The following is a 25,447-nucleotide window of genomic DNA, read 5'->3' on the forward strand; positions in this document are numbered from 1 at the left end:
AAAATAAAAAAAGGATGGTATTTTATGCTAAGAACATTTAAATATTTAAAACCTTATATCATTCCAATTTTATTTATTTTTATTTTTGTAGGAACAAGGGCTTTTCTTGATTTACAACTCCCAAGAATTATGGGTGAAGTATTTGATGAAGCAGTATCAGGAAAAGAAAGCTCAATTATAAAAAGTGAAATAATAAAATTAGGTATACAAATGCTTGGAATCACATTACTAAGCATCGTGGTAACAATTGTAAGTGGTTTTTTAGAATCCAGAGTCTCAGCTAAGTATGCAAAAAAACTGAGAGATGAAGTATATACTAAAATTCAAAGTTTCTCTTTAGATGAGCTAGATGAATTGACAGTATCATCACTAATCACAAGAACTACTAATGATATACAACAAGTACAACAAACAGTCAATATGTTATTAAGAATGGTCGTATTGATGCCTTTTATTGCAACTGGGGCAATTATTATGGCACTCACAAAAGAGCCAACACTATCCATTATTTTAGTAGTATCTGTTTCCACTTTACTAATTTTAATTGCATTTGTATTTATCGTTACAATGCCTAAGTTTGGTATCATTCAAAAATTAGTGGATAAACTTAACTTAGTAACCAGAGAAAATCTAAAAGGATTAAAAGTAGTTAGAGCTTATGATATGGAATCATATCAAGAAGAAAAAACAAATAAGGTTGCTGATGATAACAGAAAACTAAATATTTTTGTTAATAGAATTTTTACATTGATGTGGCCTGGTGCTAGTTTAATTATGGGATTAACTTCAGTTGGATTAGCTTATTTTGCCATAAAATTTGGTTTTATTGAAACAAGTTCTAAGTTTACTCCAGGGGATTTAAGTGCTTTAATTCAATATTCAAATAGAACAATTATGTCATTTATGATGTTAACAATGATTCTAATTGCCATTCCAAGAGCTTCAATTTCAGCTAAAAGAATTATGCAAGTACTAGATAAACCACTTGTTATATATGATAAAAAAGATGCTTTAGTGATAGAGGATGTTAAAGGACAAGTAGAATTTAAAAATGTTAGTTTTAAATATCCTAGTGCAGAAGAAAATATTTTAACAAATATTAACTTTGTAGCGCAACCTAATAAAGTTACAGCATTCATTGGATCAACAGGATCAGGAAAGTCTACCTTGATTAATTTAATACCAAGATTATATGATACAACAGAAGGTTCAGTACTAATTGATGGTATCAATGTTAAAGATATCAAACTGTCATCATTATATGAAAAGATCGGTTATGTGCCACAACAAGGTATTTTATTTAAAGGAACAATTGAGTCTAATATTGGTTTTTCAAGCCAATCAACAGATGAATCTATCATAAAATCAGCTCATATTGCTCAAGCAAAAGATTTTATTGAAAATACCCAAGATGGTTATCAAACCGAAATTGCACAAGGGGGAAAAAACGTATCTGGTGGACAAAGACAAAGATTATCCATCGCAAGAGCACTTGCTAAAAATGCCAAAATAATGATTTTTGATGATTCTTTTTCTGCATTAGACTATAAAACAGATCAAAACTTAAGAAAAGCACTGAAAGAAAACTTAAATGTCACAACACTGATTGTTGCCCAAAGAATTAATACAATTAAAGATGCAGACCAAATTATAGTATTAGACAAAGGACAAATTGTTGGTATAGGTAAACATGATGACTTATTAAAAAACTGTCCGATTTATTTAGAAATCGCACAATCACAATTATCTTCGGAGGAATTAGCATATGCAAAATAATAAGCAAAAACTAAATGACTCTAACCAAAATCAAGGTAATAGAAGAATTAAGTTTGAAAAGCCAAAAGATTTTAAAGGTACTATGAAAAAACTCGCTATCTATTTAAAACCTTATTACTTTAGAATTGCACTATCAGGAATATTAGCTATTATAGCAGCGCTGTTGACTGTTTTTGCACCTTACATGCTAGGACTTATCATAACTGAAATAACAAAACTTCATGATGGCAGAGAGTTGACAGGTATTGTACTCTTTAAAGGATTTGTGTTGTCTTTAAATAAAGGATTTATTTTATTAGTAGTTATTTATCTAACAGCGACCTTACTTAATTACTTACAAGGATTTTTATTAATCGCAACAACTCAAAACTTGACCTATCAATTAAGAAAAGACTTAGCTCATAAAATTAATCATTTACCACTAGCGTTTTTTGATAAATATCAGTATGGCGATATTTTAAGTAGAAGCACCAATGATGTTGAAACAATTAATTCAACTTTAACACAAAGTATTTCTGAAATATTTAGATCTATTACTCTAGTGGTTAGTATTTTAGTTATTATGTTTGTTATTCAGTGGCAAATGGCAATTATTGTTACGCTAGGAGTTATTGTTAGTTTAGTAGTTGCCTCACAGTTTGTTAGAGTCAGCCAAAAATTCTTCAAAAGACAAGCTAAGTCAAATGGGGAGTTAAGTGGGCACGTAGAAGAAACATATAGTGGACATACGATAGTTAAGCTTTTTAATCATCAAGAACAATCTAAAAAAACATTTGATAGAGTGAATGATGAACTTTTTGATAGTTCATGGAAGTCACAATTTATTTCAGGTATCATGTTTCCTATCCAAATGTTTCTAGGAAATCTAGCCTATATAGGTGTAGTCATCTTTGGAGCATTCTTGATTTTAAATGGTAGTTTAGAAGTTGGGTTCATGATGACTTATATACAATATACTAGACAAGTGAATCAACCTATTCAACAAATTGGAAGCACAGCAAGTGTTTTTCAACAGATTGCTGCTGCGGCAGAAAGAGTATTCCTATTACTGGATGCACCTTCTGAACCAGAAGAAACTAATAAACAAACTGAAATACCACAGTTTAAAGGTAATGTTGAATTTAAAAATGTTTCTTTTGGATATTTAGAAAATCAAGAAATTATTAAAGGATTTAACGCTAACATTAAAGCTGGACAGACGGTTGCTATTGTAGGACCAACAGGAGCTGGGAAAACAACTATTGTAAATTTATTGATGAGATTTTATGAAATTAATAAAGGTGAGATCTTAATTGATGGTGTTAATATCAATAAGCTAAAAAGAGAAACAGTTAGATCGTTATTTGGAATGGTCTTACAAGATACTTGGTTATTTGAAGGTACTATACTAGAAAATATCAAATATGGTTCTATTGATAAAACACAAGATGAAGTGATTGAAGCATCAAAAGCAGCACAAATAAATCACTTTATTAAATCACTTCCAGATTCTTATCATTTTGTTTTAAATGAAGATGGAACCAATATTAGTCAAGGGCAAAGGCAACTAATTACTATTGCGCGAGCAATGCTATCTAATAAACCAATGCTTATCTTAGATGAAGCGACTTCATCAGTTGATACTAGAACTGAAAAACTAATACAAAGTGCAATGGACAACTTAATGAAAAATAGAACTAGTTTTGTTATTGCACATAGACTATCAACAATTAAAAATGCTGATTTAATTCTAGTGATGAAAGATGGTAATATTATAGAACTTGGTACACATCAAGAATTGTTAGAAAAAAAGGGTTTCTATGAAACTTTATATAACAGTCAGTTTGAAAATAATTAATAGAATATAGTAAAAAATCTCTTTATAAAGAGAAAAAAGAGAATAAATGAAAAAAAGTGTATTTAAATTAAAAATACCCTTTACAAACAGTAGTGATTATTGTATAATAATTACTGCTGAAGTAGTTTGAGTAGCTCAGTAGGATAGAGCAACGGCCTTCTAAGCCGTCGGTCGGGGGTTCGAATCCCTCCTCAAACACCATTATGCAAATTAGGAATGTTATCTGTAAAAAGATAGCATTTTTTCTTTATATATTTAATATGAGATGGACAGGCACAAGATAAATAGTATATAATATATATAAAATAATTGATGTTTTTTTGGTGGAAGTAGCAGAACTACAAGATTTATATAAAAAATGAATTTGAGATCATCAGATTAAATATCAGAATAATGTTGTTATTATTTTTAAATACTATATATAAAATATATCTTCAAAATAAGGTGAAAAAATGGTGATAAAAAGGTATTTTAGTGTACCAAATATTATTACAATGTCTCGTATTATGTTGACAATTATTTTGTATTTTTTGGTTAATGATGGTGTATTTATCTATATATATGCTATTACAGGTTTTACTGATATTTTGGATGGATATCTTGCAAGAAAACTGAAGACTGAAAGTAAATTTGGTTCTAAGTTAGATAGTGTGGCAGATATGTTTTTATTTGTATTTATTATGTATTTTATTTTTATCAAGAATTTTAACTTTATTGAAAAAAATATCGCAGTATATGCTATATTGTTATTCCTTAAGTTAACTAGTATTTTAATAACTTATATTAGATTTAAAGAAATTGCTATCATTCACACCATAGGAAACAAAATATTAGGCGTATTTATATTTCTCATTCCAATAATAATTTATAGAAATAATTTTTACGTAGAAATTTGTTTGTTAGTATTTTCTATGGTTGCATTGTTGGATGAATTTTTAATCTCTATTCTTAGTAGGGATTTTGATATCAATAGAAAAACATTTATATCTAGTTTGAGAAAAAAGTAATATCATTTATTTGAATTTTTTTTATTAAGTGATAGTAAATATAAATAATGAAGGGAAAAGTTATGACTGATAAAATAAAGACTCTAATTTTGATTGGAATGATTTATGTAATAGTACTTGTACTAAGTGTTTTTTTATACCAAAATATAAGAATTGAAAACATAATATTAAAAGTACTCATTGCAAATGTATTTGGTACTTTTTGTATATGGCTTTCATCAGTATTTATTAAAAATGCTAGCTTATATGATCCTTATTGGAGTGTTGTTCCACCACTTATTATATTGTTACTAATGATTGAATTTAGCAACTTTTCTTTATTAATGATTCTATATCTAGCAGGAATCACATTCTGGTCTATTAGACTCACACTTAATTGGGCTAAATTGTGGAGTGATTTTAAACATCAAGACTGGAGATATAATAATATTAGAAGTTATGCCCCAAAGTTGTATTTTTTAACCAGTTTTTTAGGTATTATGCTATTTCCTACACTGATTGTTTTTATACAACTTATAGGTGGAATTGCTATGATACAAATAGAAAAAATGCCAGGAGTGATATCCTATTTAGGATTTGCAATAATTATTATAGCAACCCTTATACAACATATTTCAGATAAGCAGATGCAAAAATTTAAATCAGATCCTCTAAATAAAGGAAAGTTAATCAATATAGGCTTGTGGAAGTATTCAAGACACCCTAATTATTTAGGAGAAATACTTGTTTGGTGGGGAATCTACTTATTTTATTTAGACAGTTTTGGGTTTAATTATTTAATTATATCCCCTGTTTTAATGATGTTTATGTTTTTATTTGTTTCTATACCAATGATGGAAAAGAAAATTTTAAAAACCAGACCAGAATATAAAAAATATCAAGAGAGCGTTTCTGTGTTAATTCCTTTTAAAAAGAAAAATAAGAACTAAACTGGTAATCCTATTTTCATTCAATTTTGATTGATTTATATGATATAAAGTGGTATCATGTATATGCGAATGATTTGCATTAGGAGAATATTATGGAAAATAAAAAAATACCAATTACGATATTAAACGGATATTTAGGTGCCGGCAAAACGACCCTTTTGAATCATCTACTTAATAATCAAGTAGGATTAAAAATCGCAGTTATTGTTAATGATTTAAGTGAAGTTAACATAGATGCTAAATTAATTGAACAAGGTACATCAGTTGAACATATCAAAGAAGAAATGGTTGAACTATCTAATGGATGTATTTGTTGTAGCTTAAGAAGTGACTTACTAGTAGGTATTACAAGGCTTGTTGATAGTAAAAAATATGACTACATTATTATTGAAAGTTCAGGAGTTACTGAACCTATCCCTGTTGCACAAACAATTATTATGGGACAAACAGAAGATGGTAGAGATTTAAGTCAGTTATGTTATATAGATTCAATGCTAACGGTTGTTGATGCTTTAAGAATGAAAACAGAGTTTAATTTAGGACAAGCATTAGAAGAACATGGGCATGAACATGAAGAACATCATCACGATCACCACCATGATGATGAAGAAGAAAAACCTATTGCAGGACTTTTAGTAGAACAACTTGAGTTTTGTAACATAGTTCTTTTAAATAAAACAGATTTAGTAAGTAAAGAAGAACTAGCAATTATTAAATCATATATAAAAAAAATTCAACCAGAAGCAACTCTAATTGAAACTAAATTTGGTAAAGTACCATTTGATCAAATCTTAAATACCCATTCATTTAATTTAAAAACTGTTGCCAATAGTGCAGGATGGATTCAAGAATTAGATGGACATGACCATGAGGAAGCACATGATCATGCTTCAGAATATGGTATTAGTTCTTTTGTCTATAGAAGAAAAAGACCTTTTGATATCAAAAAACTAGGATTATTTTATGATTATTTACCAAGAAGTATTGTTAGAACTAAAGGTGTCATCTGGTTAGATATTAATCATGACTATGCTTTTATGATTTCTCAAGCAGGTGAAAGTATGAAATTTGAAGAATTTGGCTTATGGCTAGGTTCAAGATCAGAAGAAGATATTCAAGCATACTTAAAAAACTCAGAAAAACTCAGAAAAAACTGGGATGAATATCATGACAGACAAACAGAATTAGTCATCATAGGTATTCATATGGACCAAAAAGAAGTAGAAACGATGCTAGATAATGCTTTAATGACAAAAGAAGAATTAGAAACATCATGGAATGAATACTTAAAAATAAAAAATGCTAAATAAGAAAGGAAAACAAAATGGAAACTAAATATCGCTATGATACACAACTTTTATTAGAAGGCAATCATTTATCAGAAGATCATATCATTGATTATATTCAAAATAATTTTGATGGAGACTGTTTACTAGTTGTAGGAGATCCAGAACTTATAAAACTTCATTATCACACAAACGAACCATGGAAAGTATTAGAATATTGCCGTACATTAGGTGAAATATTTGATATTGTTATAGAAGACATGGTTAGACAAACCAAAGGATTAAAAGGGTAATTTTGATAAACACTTCAACTATGATACAATAAGGTAGATAAAAAGAAGGAAGTGTTAAAAATGAATTGTCCAAGTTGCGGTTTTGAATACACATATGAAGAAGATGGTAAATTAGTATGTTCTGCATGTCAATTTACATGGGAAAAAGAGTCAGAAGAAAAATTTGTCTTAGATTCTAATAACAATAAACTATTTGACGGAGATGCTGTAATAATCATAAAAGATTTAAAAGTAAAAGGAGCTTCATCAGATTTAAAGCAAGGAACTAAAGTTGCAAACATTAGAATTGTAGATGGGGATCACAATATAGATTGCAAAATACCAGGGTTTGGCCAAATGAGTTTAAAGTCTGAATTCGTAAAAAAAGCTTAATAAAAAAAGGTTCAATTCATAATTTAATGAGTTGAACCTTTTATATTAGAATTAATTTTTCTTAAAGAAACGTCTATAAATAATCGCTAAGGCCAATACTAAAGTATAGAAAACAACAATTGTTGATCCTGTAGGGGTATCTAATTCGTATGATATCCAAATACTCAAGAAAACACTTACCACTGAGACTAAAAGGCTGATTAGAATAGTTTGCTTAAAGCTTCTTGAAATTTGAGAAGCAATTAAAGCAGGGAAAATAATAAATGTTGAAATCAATAGCATGCCGACAGTCCTAATTCCAACAACTATAAATAACCCTGTTAATGCAGATAAACAATACTTTAAAAAAGTAGATTTTACTTTTGAAAATTTAGCATAACTCTCATCATACGTAAGTGATAATAATGATCTATAAAAGAAAGTAATAAAAGCACCTGTAATAATAAGAATAGCAAAAGATATCCAAACATCCACTGAACTAGAAGATAAAATAGCACCAGTCAGTAAAGATTCAATATCTCTATTAAATCCATCAGTCAAACTTACAACGATTAATCCAACAGCAAGCGTAAATGTCGAAATAACACCAATCGCAGAGTCGTGATCAATCATTTTTATATTACCTAAGTAAGTAATAAAAATAGAAGCTAGAACCGTAAAAGGAATGGCTATATAGAATGCTTGGTTACTAAATAATAAACCAAAAATGATACCAGTAAAAGCTACATGACTTAATCCATCAGCAATCATAGCTTGTTTATTTAAAACTAAAAAAGGACTTAATAAAGAAGCTGCGGCAGAAAGAGATAAGGCAAGCAGTAGTGCTCTTATCATAAAATCTTGAGTTAGGAAATTAAACATGATGGGATACCTCTTTTTGATAGTTACTACACAATCCAAAATATAAAACATTTTTATCTATGTGTAATACTTTTTTATTAACTGTATCCATATTATGAAGATCATGGGTTACAAATATAATTGTTACACCTTTAGCATTTAAATCATTTAATAAATCATGAAATGCTTTTCTAAAATCTGGATCTAAGGCAGATGTAGGTTCATCTAAAATAAGTAATTCTGGATTTGAAACTAAAGCTCTAATTAAATAGACTCTTTGTTGCTCTCCACCTGAAAGAGTATGCATCATATTTTTAGCAAGATGCGAAATACCCATTTTTTCTAACCATTTAAAGATAATGAGCTTTTCTTCTTTACTCATAATAAGTTTTTGCTTATCAAAACCAGTATAAATGGTTTCAATAACGGTAATAGGAAAATTTTGTTTTCTATTTAACATTTGAGGTAAAAACCCTAGTTTATTCGTAGTAAGCATAATCGTACCACTAGAAGGTTTTAAACTTCTAGTTAAAACTTTGATTAAAGTAGATTTTCCAGCACCGTTAGGTCCTAATACATATAAAAAATCTCCTTTATTTAAACTGAAACTAATATTTTCTAAAGCCGTTATTTGATCAAAGCGAACAGAAATATTATTAATTTGCGCTATCAAAGGCTTGTTTGAGATTGATGTAGTTTCTTTCGAGTAATTGTGCATAAGTTAAACCTTCTTTACTTTGTTCTAAACTAATATTGTGAAAACCATGTAGTTCTAAAAGGGTTAATTGGTACCCACTCTTTTTTAAATCAGATACAAGCGTATTAGGACCTTTTAAATCTATAAGTTCTCCTACAAATAAAAAATGAGCATTATTTTGAATGATTGCTTTTTTAAGATTTTCTAACTGACTTGGTTGCAGTTCTGCATCTGGTTTATAATTGCCACTTAAAGAGATGATGTTTAATTCATATCTAGCCCCAAAAGAGGCTAATGCATTGTGTCCATAAAAGAAAATTGTTTGTTTATTTCCTAAATTCAGTAAGTCATCATGAACCTTATTTATCTTATTAATATAAGCAGAAGCATTTTCTTCATAAAAAAGTTCATTTTCTGGATCTATCTTGATAATAGATTGCTTAATCACTTTAACTAAGTCAATAATAATCAATGGGTCAGTCCAAAAATGAATATCATCTACTAAAGCATTATTTTTATAAGGCACTAAAGTATAAGAAGTAGACAGATTAATTGAATGAGTAGATTCAGTTAAAATATCTTTTACCCAAGGTTCCATGATATCACTTGTGTAAATAAATAAGTCTGCTTTTCTTATGTTAACTATATCTTTGGCAGTTGGTGAAAAATCATGGACTTCACTTCCAAAAGGAGTTAGAAGTTTAACTTCCTTTTTATTACCAACAATATTTTTTGCAATATCATATTGAGGATACAAAGTAGTAATAATATCTGCATCAGCATCTTTATTGCATGCGACTAAAATAAAAGATGATAGTAAAATTGAAAAGATAAAAAAAAGTTTTTTAATATATGTTTTGATAAAAACCACCTCTTGATTTCCGATAACTATTATATCATGAAAAATAGTTTATGCAAACTGTTCGCAAAAATATATGCAAATAATTTGCAAAAACACTTGCAATAATAGAAAATGAATGCTAAGATTATAAATGCAAATCATTCGCATAAAGAAAGAGAGAGTAAAAATGAAAAAAATAATGAGCCTTTTGGCAATAATGATATTAGGAATTATTTTAGTTGCTTGTAGTGACAAAAAAATAGCAGTTGAAAGTATCACTATAACATCAGATAAAATATATTTAAATGTTAATAGTACTCAAGAACTTAAAGTAACTGTTTTACCTGTTGATGCTACAAACAAAGCATTAACATTTAGTATAGAAGATAAAACAGTAGCTACTCTAGATAATAACAAGGTCACAGGAGTTAAAGTAGGAGAAACAAAAGTGACTGTTTCATCTGTTGATAAACCAGAATTAAAAAAAGAAATACATATTTTTGTAGTGAGTAAAACTTGGCCAAGTGCTGAAATCTACGACTTTTCTGGTTTCAATCTACCTGAATTTATTAACTACACAAGCGTCAATGTTAACAAAGAAAATCTAAATAGCCTTACTTTAGAAATTAAAGGTATTGCAAAAGATTTAGTTGATCAAAGTTTAAATTACTATAAAGAAGAACTAATTAAACAAGGTTGGGTTGTAAAAACTTATGATAATCATTCAGGACAATTGACACATCCATCTTATAACTACTATATAAGCATGCACAATGAATTTGTTCATAATGGTGATACAGTAGAATTAAGTATAATAAAAATAAGTGATTCAGAAGAACATGCTCACCACCACTGGGACAGTATCCAAACATTAGTAAAAACTAAATTCAATATAGATTTACCAGATTTTATAGGATCACATGAAGTTGAATATAAAGAAGTAGATAATGAAATTACTGGAACATTAGAATTAGCAAATAGAGGCGAAAACTTAAATGATTTCTTAGAAACTTTAATCAAAGAAGGGTTTTTAAAAGAAGAGGGAAGCAATGATCACGCTGGAACATATGAAAAAGATGGATTGGAATTTTATTATCACTTGAGTCATGACAATGAAAATATCATCCAGTTTAAAGTATCAAAACATGAACACCATCATGATCACCACCACTGGGACAGCATCCAAACATTAGTAAAAACTAAATTTAACTTAGATTTACCAGATTTTATAGGATCACATGAAGTTGAATATAAAGAATTGGACAATGAGATTACTGGAACAGTAGAATTAGCAAATAGAGGCGAAAACTTAAATGATTTCTTAGAAACTTTAATCAAAGAAGGGTTTTTAAAAGAAGAGGGAAGCAATGATCACGCTGGAACGTATGAAAAAGATGGATTGAAATTTTACTATCATTTAAGTCATGATAATGCAAATATTATCCAGTTTAAAGTATCAAAACATGAACACCATCATGATCACTACCACTGGGACAGTATCCAAACATTAGTAAAAACTAAATTTAACTTAGATTTACCAGATTTTATAGGATCACATGAAGTTGAATATAAAGAATTGGACAATGAGATTACTGGAACAGTAGAATTAGCAAATAGAGGCGAAAACTTAAATGATTTCTTAGAAACTTTAATCAAAGAAGGGTTTTTAAAAGAAGAGGGAAGCAATGATCACGCTGGAACGTATGAAAAAGATGGATTGAAATTTTACTATCATTTAAGTCATGATAATGCAAATATTATCCAGTTTAAAGTATCAAAACATGAACACCATCATGATCACTACCACTGGGACAGTATCCAAACATTAGTAAAAACTAAATTTAACTTAGATTTACCAGATTTTATAGGATCACATGAAGTTGAATATAAAGAAACAGATAATGAGATTACTGGAACAGTAGAATTAGCAAACAGACACGAAAACTTAAATGACTATGGAAAACTACTTATAGATTTAGGTTTTATAGCAGATGATAAAAATAATGATCACGTAGGTATTTACACAAAAGAATTAGTAGAATTTTCATATCATGTTAGTCATGATAACGAAAATTACTTAGATATAAAAATTACTACTAAAAAAAATACATGGGAAGATGTTAAAAATATAGTTTCTGAAAAATTTCAAATCACATTAAGTGAATTTCTTGATATAAAGAATACCACACTCCAAGTATCTGAAAATAAAGTAATATTTATTATAGAAGTAAAAAATGAAGTATTAGAATCTAATTTGAATACTTTCTTAAACTCATTTGATGAAAAAGTTTGGATTAAAAATGAAAATAATGATTCACATATGGGATATTTAACTAAAGCCAATGAGATTCAAATTTCTTACCATAATAACAAAGCACATGGACAAAATACAATAGAATTTGAAATAAGTTCAAAAGTAAAGGCAACCACTACTTGGCCAGAAAATGAACTTAAAGCAATCTTAGGATTTGAATTGCCTAAATTTGAAGGATATACAGCACTAGTTTTTTCTAATGAATCTAAAAGTATTACTTTAAAAGTTAGCGAAAGCTTAACTGAAAAAGTCTTAGCATATGTGGAAACTTTAAAAAGTAATGGATGGACTGTTTTTAAAGAAAATCCATATGTAACAACATTAGATAGTCAAAACGGCACATATAGAATGTTTATAAGAAATGGCATGGTTAATTCAGATCAGGTAGATATTATTCTTAATGAAATAACTAAATAAATTAAATGAAAACTTTAGGAAACTAAAGTTTTTTTACATCAAAAAACAATATATAATCATAAATATATGGTATATTGTAAGAAAAGATAGGTGATATGAAAGGATATAAAATGAAACTTAATAGTGTCTTAGAATATTTAGAAACATTGGATTCAAAAACTAAAAATAAAATAATTACTTTAAGAAATACAATCTTAAATTTTGATTCTAGAATTACAGAAACTATCAGTTATAATATGCCAGCTTATAAAATTAATAAAGCTATTTTATATTATTTTGTTTATAAGAACCATATTGGAATATACCCACATGGAGAAGCAATTAATTATTTTAAAGAAGAACTTAAAAACTATAAATGCTCTAAAGGAGCCATCCAAATTCCTATTGATGATGAAATACCATTAGAATTAATTGTTAAAATTTTAGACTTTAATATTAAAACACTGGAAAATAAAGAACTATAAATAAAATATTTCAAAGTGTTTATTAGAAATGTGTCTATTAAGTTTTTTATTGAAGTAAACCTTTTGAAAAAAATGCTTTTTAGTGGTAAAGTCTAGCTGTAGATATTGACCATTAGGAGGCAATTATGAAAGAACAAAAAGTAGCAATTATTACAGGTTCAGCACAAAGCATTGGTAAAGCATTAGCTCAACGTTTAGGGAAAGATGGATTCGCTATTGTTCTTAGTGATATAAACGAAAAACAAGTAAAAGAAACAGAAGGCGAATTTAAAAAACAAGGACTCACAGTAACAAGCTTTGTTGGTGATGTTTCTAAACTAGAAGATCAATTAGCATTAGTAAAACATGCAGTAGATACCTTTGGAAGATTAGATGTATTTGTAAATAATGCAGGTATTGAAGGAACGATTGCACCTATAACAGAAATCGATCCTAAAACATTAGATAAAGTTTTTGATATTAACGTAAAAGGAACTTTATACGGAATTAAAGCTGCAGCAGCCCAAATGATTAAACAAAAAACAGGTGGCAGAATTATTAATGCATGTAGCATTGCTGGACAAGAAGGATTTGAAATGCTTAGTCCATATTCAGCATCAAAGTTTGCGGTTAAAGGCATTACGCAAGCAGCAGCAAAAGAACTAGCCAAACATCAAATTACAGTTAATTCATACTGCCCTGGTATATCGTAGGAACAACAATGTGGGAACGTATAGATGAACAAATGAGCAAGTTTACTGGTGCTAAAAAAGGAGAAACATTTAAAAAATATGCAGAAGGTATTGCCTTAGGACGCACTCAAACTCCTGAAGATGTAGCTAATCTAGTATCATTTTTAGCCTCTGAAGGCGCTTCATACATTACAGGACAAAATATTTTAACTGATGGTGGAATGATTTTTAACTAATTATGAATAATAAAGGGTTTATAAGATACAACTCTTATAAATCTTTTTTTTATGAATAACTAAAAAAATTATAGTAATATTTTATTTTTGTATGATATTAGGGTATAATAGTAAAAGTACTTCTAAATAGTAAAAAAAGGAATATAAAGATGAAAAATGATTTAATCTCAAAAGATACAATTTTTTTAGACTTAGTAGTTAAGACTAAAGATGAATTGTTTTTAATGATGAGTGAAGAATTATTTAAGCTTAATAAAATAGAATCAAAAGAAGCATTCTATGAAAGTCTTAAACAAAGAGAAAGTATTATCACTACAGGAATTGGTGATGGTATTGGTATTCCTCACGCCAAAGATAAAACAGTTTATCACCCTTTTGTTGCCTTTATCAAAATAGAAAATGGAATAGAATACGAAGCTCTTGATAAAAAGAAAGTTGATCTCGTTTTTATGCTGGCTGTTTCAGAAAATTCAGAAAGATTACATTTAGAAATATTGGCTAACTTATCCAGACATTTATTAAATGAAGGATTTATTAAAAGACTAAGAAATTCAAGCACCGTAGAAGAAACATATGAAGTCTTAAAAGAAATAGAAAGTGAAGTAAACTTTAAAAAATGAAAGTAATTGCAATAACTGCATGCCCTATGGGGATTGCTCACACATATATTGCTGCTGAAGCATTAAGAAAAGCTGCTTATGCTAAAGGTATTGATTTAATTATTGAAAAACATGCTGCCCTAGGCATTGAAGGAACTCTAACAGAAGAAGAAATTAAAGATGCAGACGCAATCATTATTGCTGCTGATATGCATGTTGATTTAACCCGATTTAAAGATAAAAAAATAGTTACAGGAACAACCGCAGATGCTATATCAAATGCAGATGCATTATTTGAAAAAATAGAATTAGAGTAGTCAATGAAAAAAAGTATTCAAAGTGCTCTTATGCAGGGGTTATCATATAGTTTAATTTTTTTAGTAGTTAAAGGGATAGCTATTTGCTTGAATCAATATTTTCCATCACAATTCTTTTTAGAAATAAGCAAATATTCTGAAATGCTTTTTTATATTATGTTTGTTGCTTTCCTATGCTATGACATGGCAGATAAGCCTGGACTTGCTATAGGAGCTATTACAGGTATCTTAATTTATCATTATCAAGCAGGCTTATATGGCGTGCTTTTATATGGAATACTAGCAGGTTATCTAGTCAAGTATATTAAAAAGTATTTAATTTATTTACCTCAAGAATTAAAATATCTTAATAGTATCTTGTGGTTACCGTTATTATCTTTATTTATTTTAATACCAGGCATTTATTTTAGTGCAAGTTATCTACAACAAGCCTATAGCCAATCAGTTAACTTTTTTAAAGCAATTGAAAACTATAAAATAGTTTTATTTCTTATAGGCGGTATTTTGGCTTCACTTATGGCATATGATGCTGGAGGAAGAGTAAATAAAACTACTTATTTAATTATTGTTTTATTAAGTGGTGATTTTCCTATTTTAATGACCTCTGTCATTATTGGAGGCATGGTGCCACCTTTAGTAATAGCTACCTACCGATTAATATATAAGAATGAGTTAACTGTTGAAGAAGAACCTAAAATAAGATATCAATTTGCAATGGGGCTATCATTTATTACCGAAGGCGCCTTACCTTATATTAGAAAAAATGAAATGATTAGATTTCTTCTAGTTATGAGTGCGTTTTTTGCAGGGGCACTAACTTCTGTTTTTATGATAAAAACATTAGTTCCTCACGGTGGTATCTTAGCAACTGTAACAATGAATAAACCACTTATTTTTATAATAATAATTGTTTCAATTTCGTTAATTATGAGTCAAATAATAAGACTTTTAAAATATATAGAAGAAAAAAAGGAAGTAAAAAAAGTATGAGAATAGATGTTTGGATGGATTTCAATTGTCCACAAAGCTATATATCAATTAAAAGATTAATTAAAACTGTTGAAGCTTTTAAATTCAACGAAGAAATTGAAATAGTTTATAGAAGTTATGAACAAGAAGACAGAAAAGATGCTTTAAGTAAAATAGATGAAGATGATCTAAATAAATTAAATATTAAACTAGATAATATTAAACCTATTAAAACTCAACTGCCTCATCAAATGTTACATCTAGGTAAAAAGAATAAGTGCCAACAAGAAGTACTACTTAAATTGTTTAAAGCTAGATTTGAAGAAAATAAGGATATCTCTAATAAAGAGGTTTTAAAAGAAGTTTTAAAAGATTTACTTAAAGAACAAGAAATTGAAAAAACAATTTCAGAACTAACATTTAAAAACGCTATTGAATTAAATAAAGAAAATGCGATTAGAAGAAATATTACTAAATTACCACATTACCGTTTTAATCATACTGTTGATTTAGAAGAAAATCCAACAATAGAAACATTCAAAAAAGCAATCGTGACAATGTATCAAAAAGAAACTAATACAACTTATTGTGAAGATGATAACTGCTATAGATAAGAAAATTGCTAAAAAAATGATTTAATTGCTAAAAGAGGATATTTTGAATAAATATTCCTTTTTATGCTTAATTGATTAGTAATTTACCTTTTAATATGGTATAGTATATAAGGTTCAAAAAGAAATGAGGAAATATATGAACGTATTATTTAACGATTTACCAATACTAGAACAAACTAAAAAAGCATTAGAAGAGCTTAATTTTGAGTATGCTACGCCTATTCAAGGACTAGCGATACCTAAAATGATTGAAGGAAAAGACTTAATTGGACAAGCCCAAACAGGAACAGGTAAAACATTTGCCTTTGGTATTCCAATAGTTGAAAGAATTAACCCAAAACTTAAAACAACTCAAAGTTTAATTTTATGTCCTACAAGAGAATTGACTTTGCAAGTATATAAAGAAATTATAAAATTAGTTAGATTCTATCCAGAAATTAAAGTTACATCAATTTACGGTGGCGAATCATATGAAAGACAATTTAAAGCACTTGCTTTAAACCCACATATTATTGTTGCTACTCCAGGTAGAATTATTGACCATATGGAACGCGGTAAAGTTGATTTTTCAGGATTAGAAATATTAACTTTAGATGAAGCTGATGAAATGCTAAAAATGGGATTCCAAGATGATATCGAAAAAATATTAAAAGGAACACCAGACACTAGACAAACAGTTTTATTTTCAGCTACAATGCCACCTTTCATTAGAAAGATTGCTACTAAATATCAAAAAGATCCAGAAATTATTAAAGTAGAAAATAAAACATTAACAGTTGATTCTATTAAACAATACTATTTAGTAGTAAAAGAAACTGAAAAACCAAAATTATTAACAAGAATTTTAGATTTAGAAAAACCTCATTCTGGAATTATATTTGCTAATACTAAAAAAAATGTAGATACAATCACACTGCACTTGCAACAAGCAGGTTACCTAGCTGATTCACTACATGGTGATTTAAAACAATCTCAACGCCAATATGTTATGGGACGTTTTAGATCTAAACAATTATCTATCCTAGTAGCAACCGATGTTGCTGCACGTGGACTAGATGTATCAGATGTTGAAATGGTTATTAACTATGATTTACCATATGAAGATGAAGTATATGTTCATAGAATTGGTAGAACAGGTAGAGCTGGTAAAAAAGGTGTTTCATATACATTTGTTGGACCAAGAAAAACACGTCAACTAGCACAACTTGAAAAATTCATTAAAATCCAAATGGAATTAATGAAAGTTCCAACTACTAAAGAAATTAACCAAAGAGAAATGGAAAGATTTAACTTAACAATCAAAGATATGATTGAAAAGAGTAAAGAAGTTTCATTTGATCATCAAATTGTTGATGAATTATTAACTAAATATACTGAAAGAGAAATTATTGATGGATTAATTACTTCATTATTACCAGAAGAAAAATCATATCAAGAAATCGAAATGCCTAAAAATGTAGGTAGAAATGAAAGAGAAAGTAGATTTGGAAATAACTCTAATGCTCAAAGAGGCGGAAGAGGCATGTCTGAAATGGTTATTAATCTAGGTAAACAAGACCAAATTAACCCATCAGTTCTACTTGAATTGTTAAGAAAAAGATTTAATGTGTACTCTAAAAACGTTGGTAACATTAAACATTTCCAAACTGAAACTGTCTTTGAATTAAATGAACAAGCTGTAAGCAAAATGAATTTAAAACAATCAGTAAAAGTTAATGGGAAAAATGTACAAATCAATAAAAAGAAATAATAATGATGAAATAATAGGATTTTTTTAAATTCTATTATTTTTTTATTTTTCAACTTCAAGTTATAATATTTACAATAATGCAAAAAGGATAGAAAAAAAGGCGTTTTAATGTTAAAATAATAACAAATGTTTATATTTTTATTTTAAATAAAAATAGACATATTTAAGGAGGAAGTAATGGCACATTTATTTGACACCATTCCTGATACTTTTTTTTCAGTATTATCATCCCCTAATAAGCATATATATGTAGATTGCTTATTCATCATCTTTGATTCAATTGATACCATGGAAGATGCCTTCCAAGGTGATAGAGAATTTATCATTCATAAATTACAAGATTATTTTGAAGATAAAAAAGAAGCATTCATTGTTGAAGGTGAACAAGAAATTCAAACAACTAGTAGACAAAAATCCGTTAGTGTGATTAACGTTTTTAAAAAAACTGGTTGGTTAGGTGAAGAGGAGTTAGGTGACTATAGAGTTTCACTTAACCTTTTTGATTATAGTATCCGAATTATAGAAGTATTAAAATCAATTAAAAATAATGAGCAAATCGAATATACAGGGGAAATTTATAGTGTTTATTCAATTTTAAAATCATTTACAATCGATGAAGGACATGCGATTTTAGAACAAGCATATTTAAAAACAAACGATATTTTAAGAAGACTTAAAACTCTTAAGGCAAATATTTATCGTTTTTATCATGATATAACTAAGAATCAAGAAAAAAACAACTTACAAAGATTATTAGAAAAATTACTTGTAGATTATAAACAAAACTTCTTTGATTCAGCTTATTACAATTTAAAAACAAAAGATAGTTTGCCAAGATATAAAAGAAGTATTCTAGAATCACTTTCAAAAATATATGAAAATGATGAACATATGGAAAAACTTACTGAAAGTATGATGATTATTTCTAAACAAGAAGACTATAATTTAGCATATTTAAAAGTAGAAGCTAGAATTAGAACAATTAGAGATAGTTTTGAAGGGCTTGATCAGCTTATTAATGAAATAGATAGAAAAAATGAACAATATATTAATGCAGCAGCTTCTAAGATTCTTTTCTTAACCAATCATTCAGATGATTTAGAAGGTATTTTAAATAGACTCTTTAAAATTATCATTGAAGATAATAATAAGATTGACTATACGCAATTTTTTAATCTTGTTTCAATTAGAAATCTAGATGATGCTTCAATGTTTAACCCAAGAAGACAAAGAGTTGAAGCGGTTGCAGAAGAAATATTCTATGATGAAGACTATATAACAGAAGAATTAAAGAGAGAAAAAATTCAAAATTTAACTAAACATAATATATATAGTAAAGTAGAAATTAATAAATATGTTTTAAGTTTACTACAAACAGATGATTCTTTAGAAGCAATTGAAGCACCACTTCAAACCCAACAAGATTTCATTAGACTTATTTTAGTATTCTTATACTCAAAATCCATTGGGGTTTCATATGATATTAAACTATTAACAAACAATGTTACAGTTAACGATATAACATTCCAAAATTTCGTTATCTTTAAAAAAGGAGTAAGTTTATGATAGGTAAAACTCAAGCAGCTAAACGTTTTAATGAACAATATTTAGAGTTAAAAGAAGCTGAAAAAAGTACATTCTCAAGAGTTGTCAATAAAATGTTTCAAGTTAACTACATCACAAGAAAAAAAATTGGTGATGCCAATGATTATAGATTCATTCTTGCATATAAAGATATATTTGAAGCTTTTTTCGCAATTAGTGACTTTGAATTAACAATTGAAAGACATGATGAAGTAGTATTTATAAAAAATGAAAGTATTTATAATCACTTAAGACTGAAAAAAGAAGAAAGTTTAATGCTTCTAGTCATTAGAGTCTTATTTCAAAGAAAACGTGATCTTGTTACATTAGATGAAAATGTTGAAATTTATCTTGAAGAAATTCATGAAGAATTAAGACGCATTGGATATCTTGATGATAAAAGAATTACTAAAGATAAACTAAAACCAGCATTAATGCTATTAAGAAATTATAATATTATAGACTATATTGAAAGAGGACTAAAGGATGATTCTAGAATTAAAATTTATCCTACAATTCTTTATGTAACTAATATTCATAATATTAAAGAAGCAATAGAACGTATTGATCAATACATGGAAGGAAGTGAGTCAATTGAAGAAACTTACGAAGATTAAATTAGTCAATTGGCACTTATTTACTAACCAAACAATTGAAATTAAAGATAATACATTAATCTCTGGTGAAAATGGTTCAGGTAAATCAACACTATTAGATGCTTTACAATACTTACTTGTTGGTGGTAAATCAGGAGTTAAGTTTAATATAGCAGCAACCGATGAAGCTAGACGTTCTTTAGAAGGATATATTCGTGGTAGAATTGGTGCTGAAAATAAAGAATACTTAAGAAATAACGACGTTGTTACGCATGTAGCCTTAGAATTTTACGACGAACAAAGTAATGAAAGTGGCATTATTGGGTGTGTCTTAGAATTACCAAAAGGCGGCCAATTAAAAGAAAGATTCTATCTTTTAGAAAATACTGCAATCCATGAAAATATTTTTATTGAAAATAGATTTCCAAGAGATTATAAGTCAATGAAGGCTTACTTTAAAGATCTAGAAATAGATTTTAAGCCATTTGACTCTCAAAAGCACTATAGAGATGCGGTTGCTAGATACTTTGGATTAGATGCTAAAAAATATGCGCGAATTTTGCCTAAAGCACTAGCATTTAGACCTATTGATTTACAAGCTTTTGTTTTTGAATTTTTACTTGATGATGATCCAATTGATATTCAAAGTTTAAAAAACAACGTTGAACAACTTAAAAAAGTGGAAAATCAAATTAGAATTGACAGAGAAAAATTAGATAAATTAAGTAAAATTATTGATTTAGGCAGTCAGTTAAATTTAAACTTAGACCAAATTGAAATTAATCAATTAATTGAAAAATTAAGTTTTATTGAAAAAAGAGAAACATTCTTAGAAAATTCAAAAGATACACTCGATCAACTAAACCAAAAATATGAGATTCTAAAATCAGAAAAAGAACAGCTAGACGAGTTAATTGAAACAAATGATAAAGAAATTGTTTCATTAGAAACTGCTAGAAATAATAATGATGTTAGTAGAAGTTTAGCAAATTATAAAGATGCCTTAGTTAAAAAAGGCGAATTATATGAACAACAAAAAGAGATTGTTATGAACTTACGTAACACTGTTTCTAATGAAGTTCAATTAATGAAAAAATTCTCTGAAACACAAAGCAATCCTTCTATCCAAGCCTTTGTTAAATATTATTTAGCAAACGAAGAAAACTTAAATGTTATGCAATTACAAGAACACCTAAGTTCAGTTAGTAAAGAAGTCGCAGGTTACATTAATGCCTACCATCTTGAACAAGCAAAACTAGAAGAAGAACGTAATGAAATATCAGATCAAATATCGATTGTTTCATTAAGATTAAACCAACTAAAAAGAAATATTAAAACATACCCTAGACACGTAACAGAATTAATAGAAATTATTAATGAAGAATTAACAAATCAATATCAAAAAGAAGTAAGAGTAAGACCTTTTTGTGAACTGATTGAAGTAAATGAACCCTTATGGAGAAACGCTTTAGAAGGATATCTTGGCGGACAAAGATTTGACTTAATCGTAGATCCAGCATACTTTAATGATGCTTTAGAAATTTATGATAGAGTTAAATTTGAAAGAAAAATATATGGTGTTGGTCTAGTTAATACGCAAAAATTACAAGACTATAAGACAGCTGATGATAACAGTTTAGCCTCAAAACTTACAACAAATCATCCTTATGCAAGACTGTATGCTAATATGTTGTTATCTGGTGTAAGATGTGTTGAAAATGTTCAAGATCTTAAAAAATATCATAGAGCAATTACCCCAAGTTGTATGACTTATGGTAATTATACTGCAAGACAAATCAATCCTAGAGTTTATGAAGTTCCATACATTGGTCAAGAAGCAACCGACTTACAAGTAAGATTAGATTCAGAAGAATTAGAAATGTTAGAAAAACAAATTCATAGTTTATATGACTTACTTGAAAAAACTCAAATGACACTTAGAATTTTAAACAATAGTAAAGCACTACAAATTGTTAACCAAAATCAATTAAGATATTTTGATATTGTTAAACAAACAAGAAAAGAATATACATTGATTGAAGAACAAATCGCTAAGTTATCATATGATGCAGACATTGCTAAATTAGAAGAAGAATTAGAATCATTAAAACAAACAAAACGTCAATATAGATTAGACTTTGAAAGACTTATTGGTCTAATGTCTGATTCAAGAAAAGAAAGAACAGATATCTTAGAACAAATAGATATTTCTAAAGCTGAACTTGAAAATCTATATAGTGAACAAAGAAAACTTAATGAAGAAAATACTACTAAATTAAACGCAGCTCACGCTCAATTTAATGCATATAAACAAAAATATGACCAAAACTTTGATCATATTATTAGAGCCTTAAATCAAAGCACAATTTCTATTCAAAATCAAAATGCTAGACAAGAAGGTGATGTTGTCAACTTAATGAGACAATATATTACTAATTATCATTTTGGTGCCGCTCCTGATATTTCAGAGTTAATTGAATTTGAAAAAGAAGCAAGCCTCATTAGAGACAATAATTTAGTTCATTATGAACAAGAAGCTATCGAATTAAGAAGAAATTCTGAAATCGGATTTAAAGAAGAATTTGTTAATAAATTACGTGCAAGTATTGAAAATGCCCAACAACAAATTTCTGAATTAAATATGGCATTAACAGGGAAAACCTTCGGTGCTGATAGTTATAAACTAACAACAAGAGCCTCAGATAACCCAGAGTATAAACAATATTACGGTATTATTATGGATAATGATGCAATCGAGACAAACAGTTTATTTACAGAAAGTCTAACTAAACGTAATGAAATTATCCTAATGGAACTATTTGAAAAAATAGCTTCAACCGATCCTGAATTTGATAAATTATCATATAACTTCCTAGACTATAGAAATTATATGTCATACGATATTGAAGTAACAAATGCTAATGGTAATATTTCATACTTCTCTAAAGTATCTAAAGAAAAATCAGGAGGGGAAACGCAAGTACCATTCTATATAGTAATTGCCGCATCTTTCCAACAACTACTGACACGTAATAAGAGAATGGATTCAGGATGTATCGTATTATTTGATGAAGCCTTCAATAACATGGATGAGTCAAGAATTGATGCGATGATGAAATTCTATAATAGCTTAAGTATCCAATTATTTATTGCTGTACCACCACAAAGAGTTTCAAATATCGTATCTTATGTTAATACAAGCCTAGCAATCGTTAAGGATAATGACTATGCAGTGATTGAAACATTTAAAGACGAAAGAGTAAACAGATAATGCAAATAAGAAACAAGGGGATTGCCGCTTCTAACGGAGTGGCAATTGCCAAAGTATATAAGTTAATAGAAATTCCTACCAATATATTTAGAACGAAAGTTGCTTCAGTAGAAGATGAACTAAAAAAACTTTATGATGCGATTGATTTAGCTTCAAAAGAAGTCATGAATATAAGGGATTTAACCTCGAAAAATATTGGCAAAGAAGAAGCTAGTATTTTTGATGCACACTTATTTATGTTAAAAGATGCTGTTATTTTAAAACAAGTAGAAGAGTTAATTCATAAACTAGAATGTAATGCTGCTTATGCTTACCAGCAAGTTATGAATGAAGTCAGAGATGATATTACACATTCTAATAATGACTATATGATTGAGCGTTTAGCAGATATTAAAGATATCACTAAAAGAGTTGTGAATAAACTGAATCAACAAAAAACAATAGATTCTTTTAAGAACATAAAAGAGCCTGTTATTATTGTAGCAGAAGACTTAACGCCTTCAGAAACTGTTTCATTTGATAACCAATGGGTCAAAGGAATTATCACAACTAAAGGAAGTAAAACTTCACATAGCGCTATTTTAGCAAGAACTTTAAATATACCTGCAGTGGTAGGTATTCCTAGCCTAAATTATCTACATGATGGCGACTTAGTGATTGTTGATGGAACTAAAGGCATCATTATTGTTAACCCTACAGAAACTGTTAGAGAAGAATATCTAGCAATTCAAAATGATTATTACAAGAGAACAGAGTTATGGAATCTCTATAAAAATAAACCAACATACACAAAAGATTTACACAAAATAGATTTAGGTGCTAATATTGGTGCACCTAATGATGTTTCTAATGCTTTATTAGAAGGTGCTGAAGGTGTGGGCTTATATAGAACAGAGTTTTTATATATGCAAAGTTTGAGTATGCCAAAAGAAGAAGAACAATATCTAGTTTATAAAGATGTTTTATCAAAAATGAAAGATCAAAAAGTAGTTATTAGAACATTAGATGTTGGTGGCGATAAAAACTTATTATATTTACCAGTAAAAGATGAACTCAATCCCTTTTTAGGATACAGAGCGTTAAGATTATCGCTTGCTCAAAAAGACGTTTTTAAAGTTCAATTAAGAGCTTTATTAAAAGCGAGTCCATATGGTAATCTACATATTATGTTTCCTATGGTTTCAACACTAGATGAATTAAGAGAAGCTAAAGCTTTATTAAAAGAGTGTGAAGAAGAACTTAGAGTTGAAAATATCAAAGTAGCCTCATATAAAATTGGCATTATGATTGAAGTACCTGCAGCGGCACTATTTGCTAAAACATTTGCTAAAGAAGTTGATTTCTTTAGTATAGGGACAAATGACTTAATTCAGTATTTATTTGCGGCAGACAGAATGAATCAAAACGTTTCTTACTTATATCAACCTTATCACCCAGTTGTTTTAAATACCATTAAAAATATTATTGAAGCTGCACACAGTGAAAATATTTGGGTTGGCGTTTGTGGTGAAATGGGAGGAGATCCAAAATCTGCTTTATTACTAGCAGGACTTGGTATCGATGAATTGAGTATGAATGCTCATAGCATTTTAGAAATTAGATACTTATTGAATCAATTTACAATAGATGAACTAAAAACTTTTTCTAATAAGACATTAGAACTAGAAACAAATGATGAAGTTTATCATTACATTAAACAATTTATAAAAGGGATATAACTCCCTTTTTTACTAAAATAAGAATAGATTTGCAATTTTTTATCTTTGG

Annotated in this window: 21 protein-coding genes, 1 tRNA gene and 1 pseudogene; 20 read left to right on the forward strand and 3 right to left on the reverse strand. The window is 28.3% G+C overall.

The window, feature by feature from the left end:
* Positions 1-24: 24 nt before the first annotated feature.
* The 8 genes from BN854_RS03005 to BN854_RS03040 all read left to right on the forward strand — a co-directional run bounded on the left by BN854_RS03005 (position 25) and on the right by BN854_RS03040 (position 7,500).
* The gene (locus BN854_RS03005) at positions 25-1,776 is read left to right on the forward strand and encodes an ABC transporter ATP-binding protein (protein ID WP_026657958.1); all 1,752 of its coding nucleotides are present in this window, start codon (positions 25-27) and stop codon (positions 1,774-1,776) included.
* A complete protein-coding gene (locus tag BN854_RS03010) occupies positions 1,766-3,613 on the forward strand; it encodes an ABC transporter ATP-binding protein (protein WP_026657965.1) in 1,848 nt (615 codons plus the stop codon). Before BN854_RS03005 ends, BN854_RS03010 begins: the two co-directional genes overlap by 11 nt.
* Positions 3,614-3,737: 124 nt before the next feature.
* Positions 3,738-3,814: transfer RNA gene (locus BN854_RS03015), tRNA-Arg, on the forward strand.
* A 251-nt stretch (positions 3,815-4,065) separates the two neighbouring features.
* Positions 4,066-4,620, forward strand: coding sequence for a CDP-alcohol phosphatidyltransferase family protein (locus BN854_RS03020; RefSeq protein WP_026657972.1), 555 nt, complete (start codon positions 4,066-4,068; stop codon positions 4,618-4,620).
* Between the two features lie 62 nt (positions 4,621-4,682).
* Positions 4,683-5,549: a DUF1295 domain-containing protein gene (locus BN854_RS03025; RefSeq protein WP_026657979.1), complete on the forward strand. Its 867-nt coding sequence runs from the start codon at positions 4,683-4,685 to the stop codon at positions 5,547-5,549.
* A 92-nt stretch (positions 5,550-5,641) separates the two neighbouring features.
* A complete protein-coding gene (locus BN854_RS03030) occupies positions 5,642-6,859 on the forward strand; it encodes a GTP-binding protein (RefSeq protein ID WP_026657985.1) in 1,218 nt (405 codons plus the stop codon).
* A 14-nt stretch (positions 6,860-6,873) separates the two neighbouring features.
* Positions 6,874-7,128, forward strand: a complete 255-nt coding sequence (locus tag BN854_RS03035; protein WP_026657993.1) for a hypothetical protein — start codon at positions 6,874-6,876, stop codon at positions 7,126-7,128.
* Between the two features lie 60 nt (positions 7,129-7,188).
* The gene (locus BN854_RS03040) at positions 7,189-7,500 is read left to right on the forward strand and encodes a zinc ribbon domain-containing protein YjdM (protein ID WP_026658000.1); all 312 of its coding nucleotides are present in this window, start codon (positions 7,189-7,191) and stop codon (positions 7,498-7,500) included.
* Positions 7,501-7,551: 51 nt separating this feature from the next.
* Here the strand turns inward: BN854_RS03040 and BN854_RS03045 are convergent, their stop codons facing one another.
* Genes BN854_RS03045 through BN854_RS03055 form a run of 3 tightly spaced genes read right to left on the reverse strand, consistent with a single transcriptional unit; the run spans position 7,552 to position 9,908 of the window.
* Positions 7,552-8,361: a metal ABC transporter permease gene (locus tag BN854_RS03045; protein ID WP_026658007.1), complete on the reverse strand. Its 810-nt coding sequence runs from the start codon at positions 8,359-8,361 to the stop codon at positions 7,552-7,554.
* Positions 8,354-9,058: a metal ABC transporter ATP-binding protein gene (locus BN854_RS03050; protein WP_045959731.1), complete on the reverse strand. Its 705-nt coding sequence runs from the start codon at positions 9,056-9,058 to the stop codon at positions 8,354-8,356. Before BN854_RS03050 ends, BN854_RS03045 begins: the two co-directional genes overlap by 8 nt.
* Positions 8,997-9,908, reverse strand: a complete 912-nt coding sequence (locus BN854_RS03055; RefSeq protein WP_026658021.1) for a metal ABC transporter substrate-binding protein — start codon at positions 9,906-9,908, stop codon at positions 8,997-8,999. The genes BN854_RS03050 and BN854_RS03055 overlap by 62 nt, the downstream gene beginning before the upstream one ends.
* 157 nt (positions 9,909-10,065) lie before the next feature.
* Here BN854_RS03055 and BN854_RS07445 point away from each other — a divergent pair, with 157 nt between their 5' ends.
* The 12 genes and pseudogenes from BN854_RS07445 to ptsP all read left to right on the forward strand — a co-directional run bounded on the left by BN854_RS07445 (position 10,066) and on the right by ptsP (position 25,398).
* Positions 10,066-12,609 (forward strand): Ig-like domain-containing protein, encoded by a 2,544-nt coding sequence (locus BN854_RS07445; RefSeq protein ID WP_026658027.1) that lies wholly within the window; start codon positions 10,066-10,068, stop codon positions 12,607-12,609.
* A 110-nt stretch (positions 12,610-12,719) separates the two neighbouring features.
* Entirely contained in the window at positions 12,720-13,073 is a 354-nt protein-coding gene (locus BN854_RS03065) for an iron chaperone (protein WP_026658032.1), read from the forward strand.
* 125 nt (positions 13,074-13,198) lie between these two features.
* Positions 13,199-13,980: pseudogene (locus BN854_RS03070) on the forward strand (acetoin reductase).
* Positions 13,981-14,129: 149 nt separating this feature from the next.
* Complete coding sequence (locus BN854_RS03075) at positions 14,130-14,600, forward strand: PTS sugar transporter subunit IIA (protein ID WP_026658051.1); 471 nt, start codon at positions 14,130-14,132, stop codon at positions 14,598-14,600.
* Positions 14,597-14,896: a PTS fructose transporter subunit IIB gene (locus tag BN854_RS03080; protein WP_026658053.1), complete on the forward strand. Its 300-nt coding sequence runs from the start codon at positions 14,597-14,599 to the stop codon at positions 14,894-14,896. Before BN854_RS03075 ends, BN854_RS03080 begins: the two co-directional genes overlap by 4 nt.
* Positions 14,897-14,899: 3 nt before the next feature.
* Complete coding sequence (locus BN854_RS03085) at positions 14,900-15,886, forward strand: PTS sugar transporter subunit IIC (protein WP_026658056.1); 987 nt, start codon at positions 14,900-14,902, stop codon at positions 15,884-15,886.
* On the forward strand, positions 15,883-16,479 hold the full coding sequence (locus tag BN854_RS03090; RefSeq protein ID WP_026658067.1) for a DsbA family protein: 597 nt from the start codon (positions 15,883-15,885) through the stop codon (positions 16,477-16,479). Before BN854_RS03085 ends, BN854_RS03090 begins: the two co-directional genes overlap by 4 nt.
* Positions 16,480-16,615: 136 nt before the next feature.
* Complete coding sequence (locus BN854_RS03095; RefSeq protein WP_026658072.1) at positions 16,616-18,229, forward strand: DEAD/DEAH box helicase; 1,614 nt, start codon at positions 16,616-16,618, stop codon at positions 18,227-18,229.
* Between the two features lie 177 nt (positions 18,230-18,406).
* Positions 18,407-19,795, forward strand: a complete 1,389-nt coding sequence (locus tag BN854_RS03100; protein ID WP_026658078.1) for a Wadjet anti-phage system protein JetA family protein — start codon at positions 18,407-18,409, stop codon at positions 19,793-19,795.
* The gene (locus BN854_RS03105; protein WP_026658083.1) at positions 19,792-20,430 is read left to right on the forward strand and encodes a DUF4194 domain-containing protein; all 639 of its coding nucleotides are present in this window, start codon (positions 19,792-19,794) and stop codon (positions 20,428-20,430) included. The genes BN854_RS03100 and BN854_RS03105 overlap by 4 nt, the downstream gene beginning before the upstream one ends.
* Positions 20,408-23,680 (forward strand): ATP-binding protein, encoded by a 3,273-nt coding sequence (locus tag BN854_RS03110; RefSeq protein WP_026658088.1) that lies wholly within the window; start codon positions 20,408-20,410, stop codon positions 23,678-23,680. Before BN854_RS03105 ends, BN854_RS03110 begins: the two co-directional genes overlap by 23 nt.
* The gene (gene ptsP / locus BN854_RS03115) at positions 23,680-25,398 is read left to right on the forward strand and encodes a phosphoenolpyruvate--protein phosphotransferase (protein ID WP_026658091.1); all 1,719 of its coding nucleotides are present in this window, start codon (positions 23,680-23,682) and stop codon (positions 25,396-25,398) included. Before BN854_RS03110 ends, ptsP begins: the two co-directional genes overlap by 1 nt.
* Positions 25,399-25,447: the final 49 nt, after the last annotated feature.

Source organism: Alteracholeplasma palmae J233 (genome assembly GCF_000968055.1).
Taxonomy (GTDB): domain Bacteria; phylum Bacillota_I; class Bacilli_A; order Acholeplasmatales; family Acholeplasmataceae; genus Alteracholeplasma; species Alteracholeplasma palmae.

Bases quoted from the DNA above. Each gene is read 5' to 3' on its own strand.
- BN854_RS03025 (WP_026657979.1), top strand. From the start codon at position 4,683: ATGACTGATAAAATAAAGACTCTAATTTTGATTGGAATGATTTATGTA.
- BN854_RS03020 (WP_026657972.1), top strand. From the start codon at position 4,066: ATGGTGATAAAAAGGTATTTTAGTGTACCAAATATTATTACAATGTCT.
- BN854_RS03080 (WP_026658053.1), top strand. From the start codon at position 14,597: ATGAAAGTAATTGCAATAACTGCATGCCCTATGGGGATTGCTCACACA.
- BN854_RS03100 (WP_026658078.1), top strand. From the start codon at position 18,407: ATGGCACATTTATTTGACACCATTCCTGATACTTTTTTTTCAGTATTA.
- BN854_RS07445 (WP_026658027.1), top strand. From the start codon at position 10,066: ATGAAAAAAATAATGAGCCTTTTGGCAATAATGATATTAGGAATTATT.
- BN854_RS03010 (WP_026657965.1), top strand. From the start codon at position 1,766: ATGCAAAATAATAAGCAAAAACTAAATGACTCTAACCAAAATCAAGGT.
- BN854_RS03105 (WP_026658083.1), top strand. From the start codon at position 19,792: ATGATAGGTAAAACTCAAGCAGCTAAACGTTTTAATGAACAATATTTA.
- BN854_RS03090 (WP_026658067.1), top strand. From the start codon at position 15,883: ATGAGAATAGATGTTTGGATGGATTTCAATTGTCCACAAAGCTATATA.
- BN854_RS03095 (WP_026658072.1), top strand. From the start codon at position 16,616: ATGAACGTATTATTTAACGATTTACCAATACTAGAACAAACTAAAAAA.
- BN854_RS03045 (WP_026658007.1), bottom strand. From the start codon at position 8,361: ATGTTTAATTTCCTAACTCAAGATTTTATGATAAGAGCACTACTGCTT.
- BN854_RS03065 (WP_026658032.1), top strand. From the start codon at position 12,720: ATGAAACTTAATAGTGTCTTAGAATATTTAGAAACATTGGATTCAAAA.
- BN854_RS03085 (WP_026658056.1), top strand. From the start codon at position 14,900: ATGAAAAAAAGTATTCAAAGTGCTCTTATGCAGGGGTTATCATATAGT.
- BN854_RS03040 (WP_026658000.1), top strand. From the start codon at position 7,189: ATGAATTGTCCAAGTTGCGGTTTTGAATACACATATGAAGAAGATGGT.
- BN854_RS03050 (WP_045959731.1), bottom strand. From the start codon at position 9,058: ATGCACAATTACTCGAAAGAAACTACATCAATCTCAAACAAGCCTTTG.
- BN854_RS03035 (WP_026657993.1), top strand. From the start codon at position 6,874: ATGGAAACTAAATATCGCTATGATACACAACTTTTATTAGAAGGCAAT.
- BN854_RS03005 (WP_026657958.1), top strand. From the start codon at position 25: ATGCTAAGAACATTTAAATATTTAAAACCTTATATCATTCCAATTTTA.
- ptsP (WP_026658091.1), top strand. From the start codon at position 23,680: ATGCAAATAAGAAACAAGGGGATTGCCGCTTCTAACGGAGTGGCAATT.
- BN854_RS03075 (WP_026658051.1), top strand. From the start codon at position 14,130: ATGAAAAATGATTTAATCTCAAAAGATACAATTTTTTTAGACTTAGTA.
- BN854_RS03030 (WP_026657985.1), top strand. From the start codon at position 5,642: ATGGAAAATAAAAAAATACCAATTACGATATTAAACGGATATTTAGGT.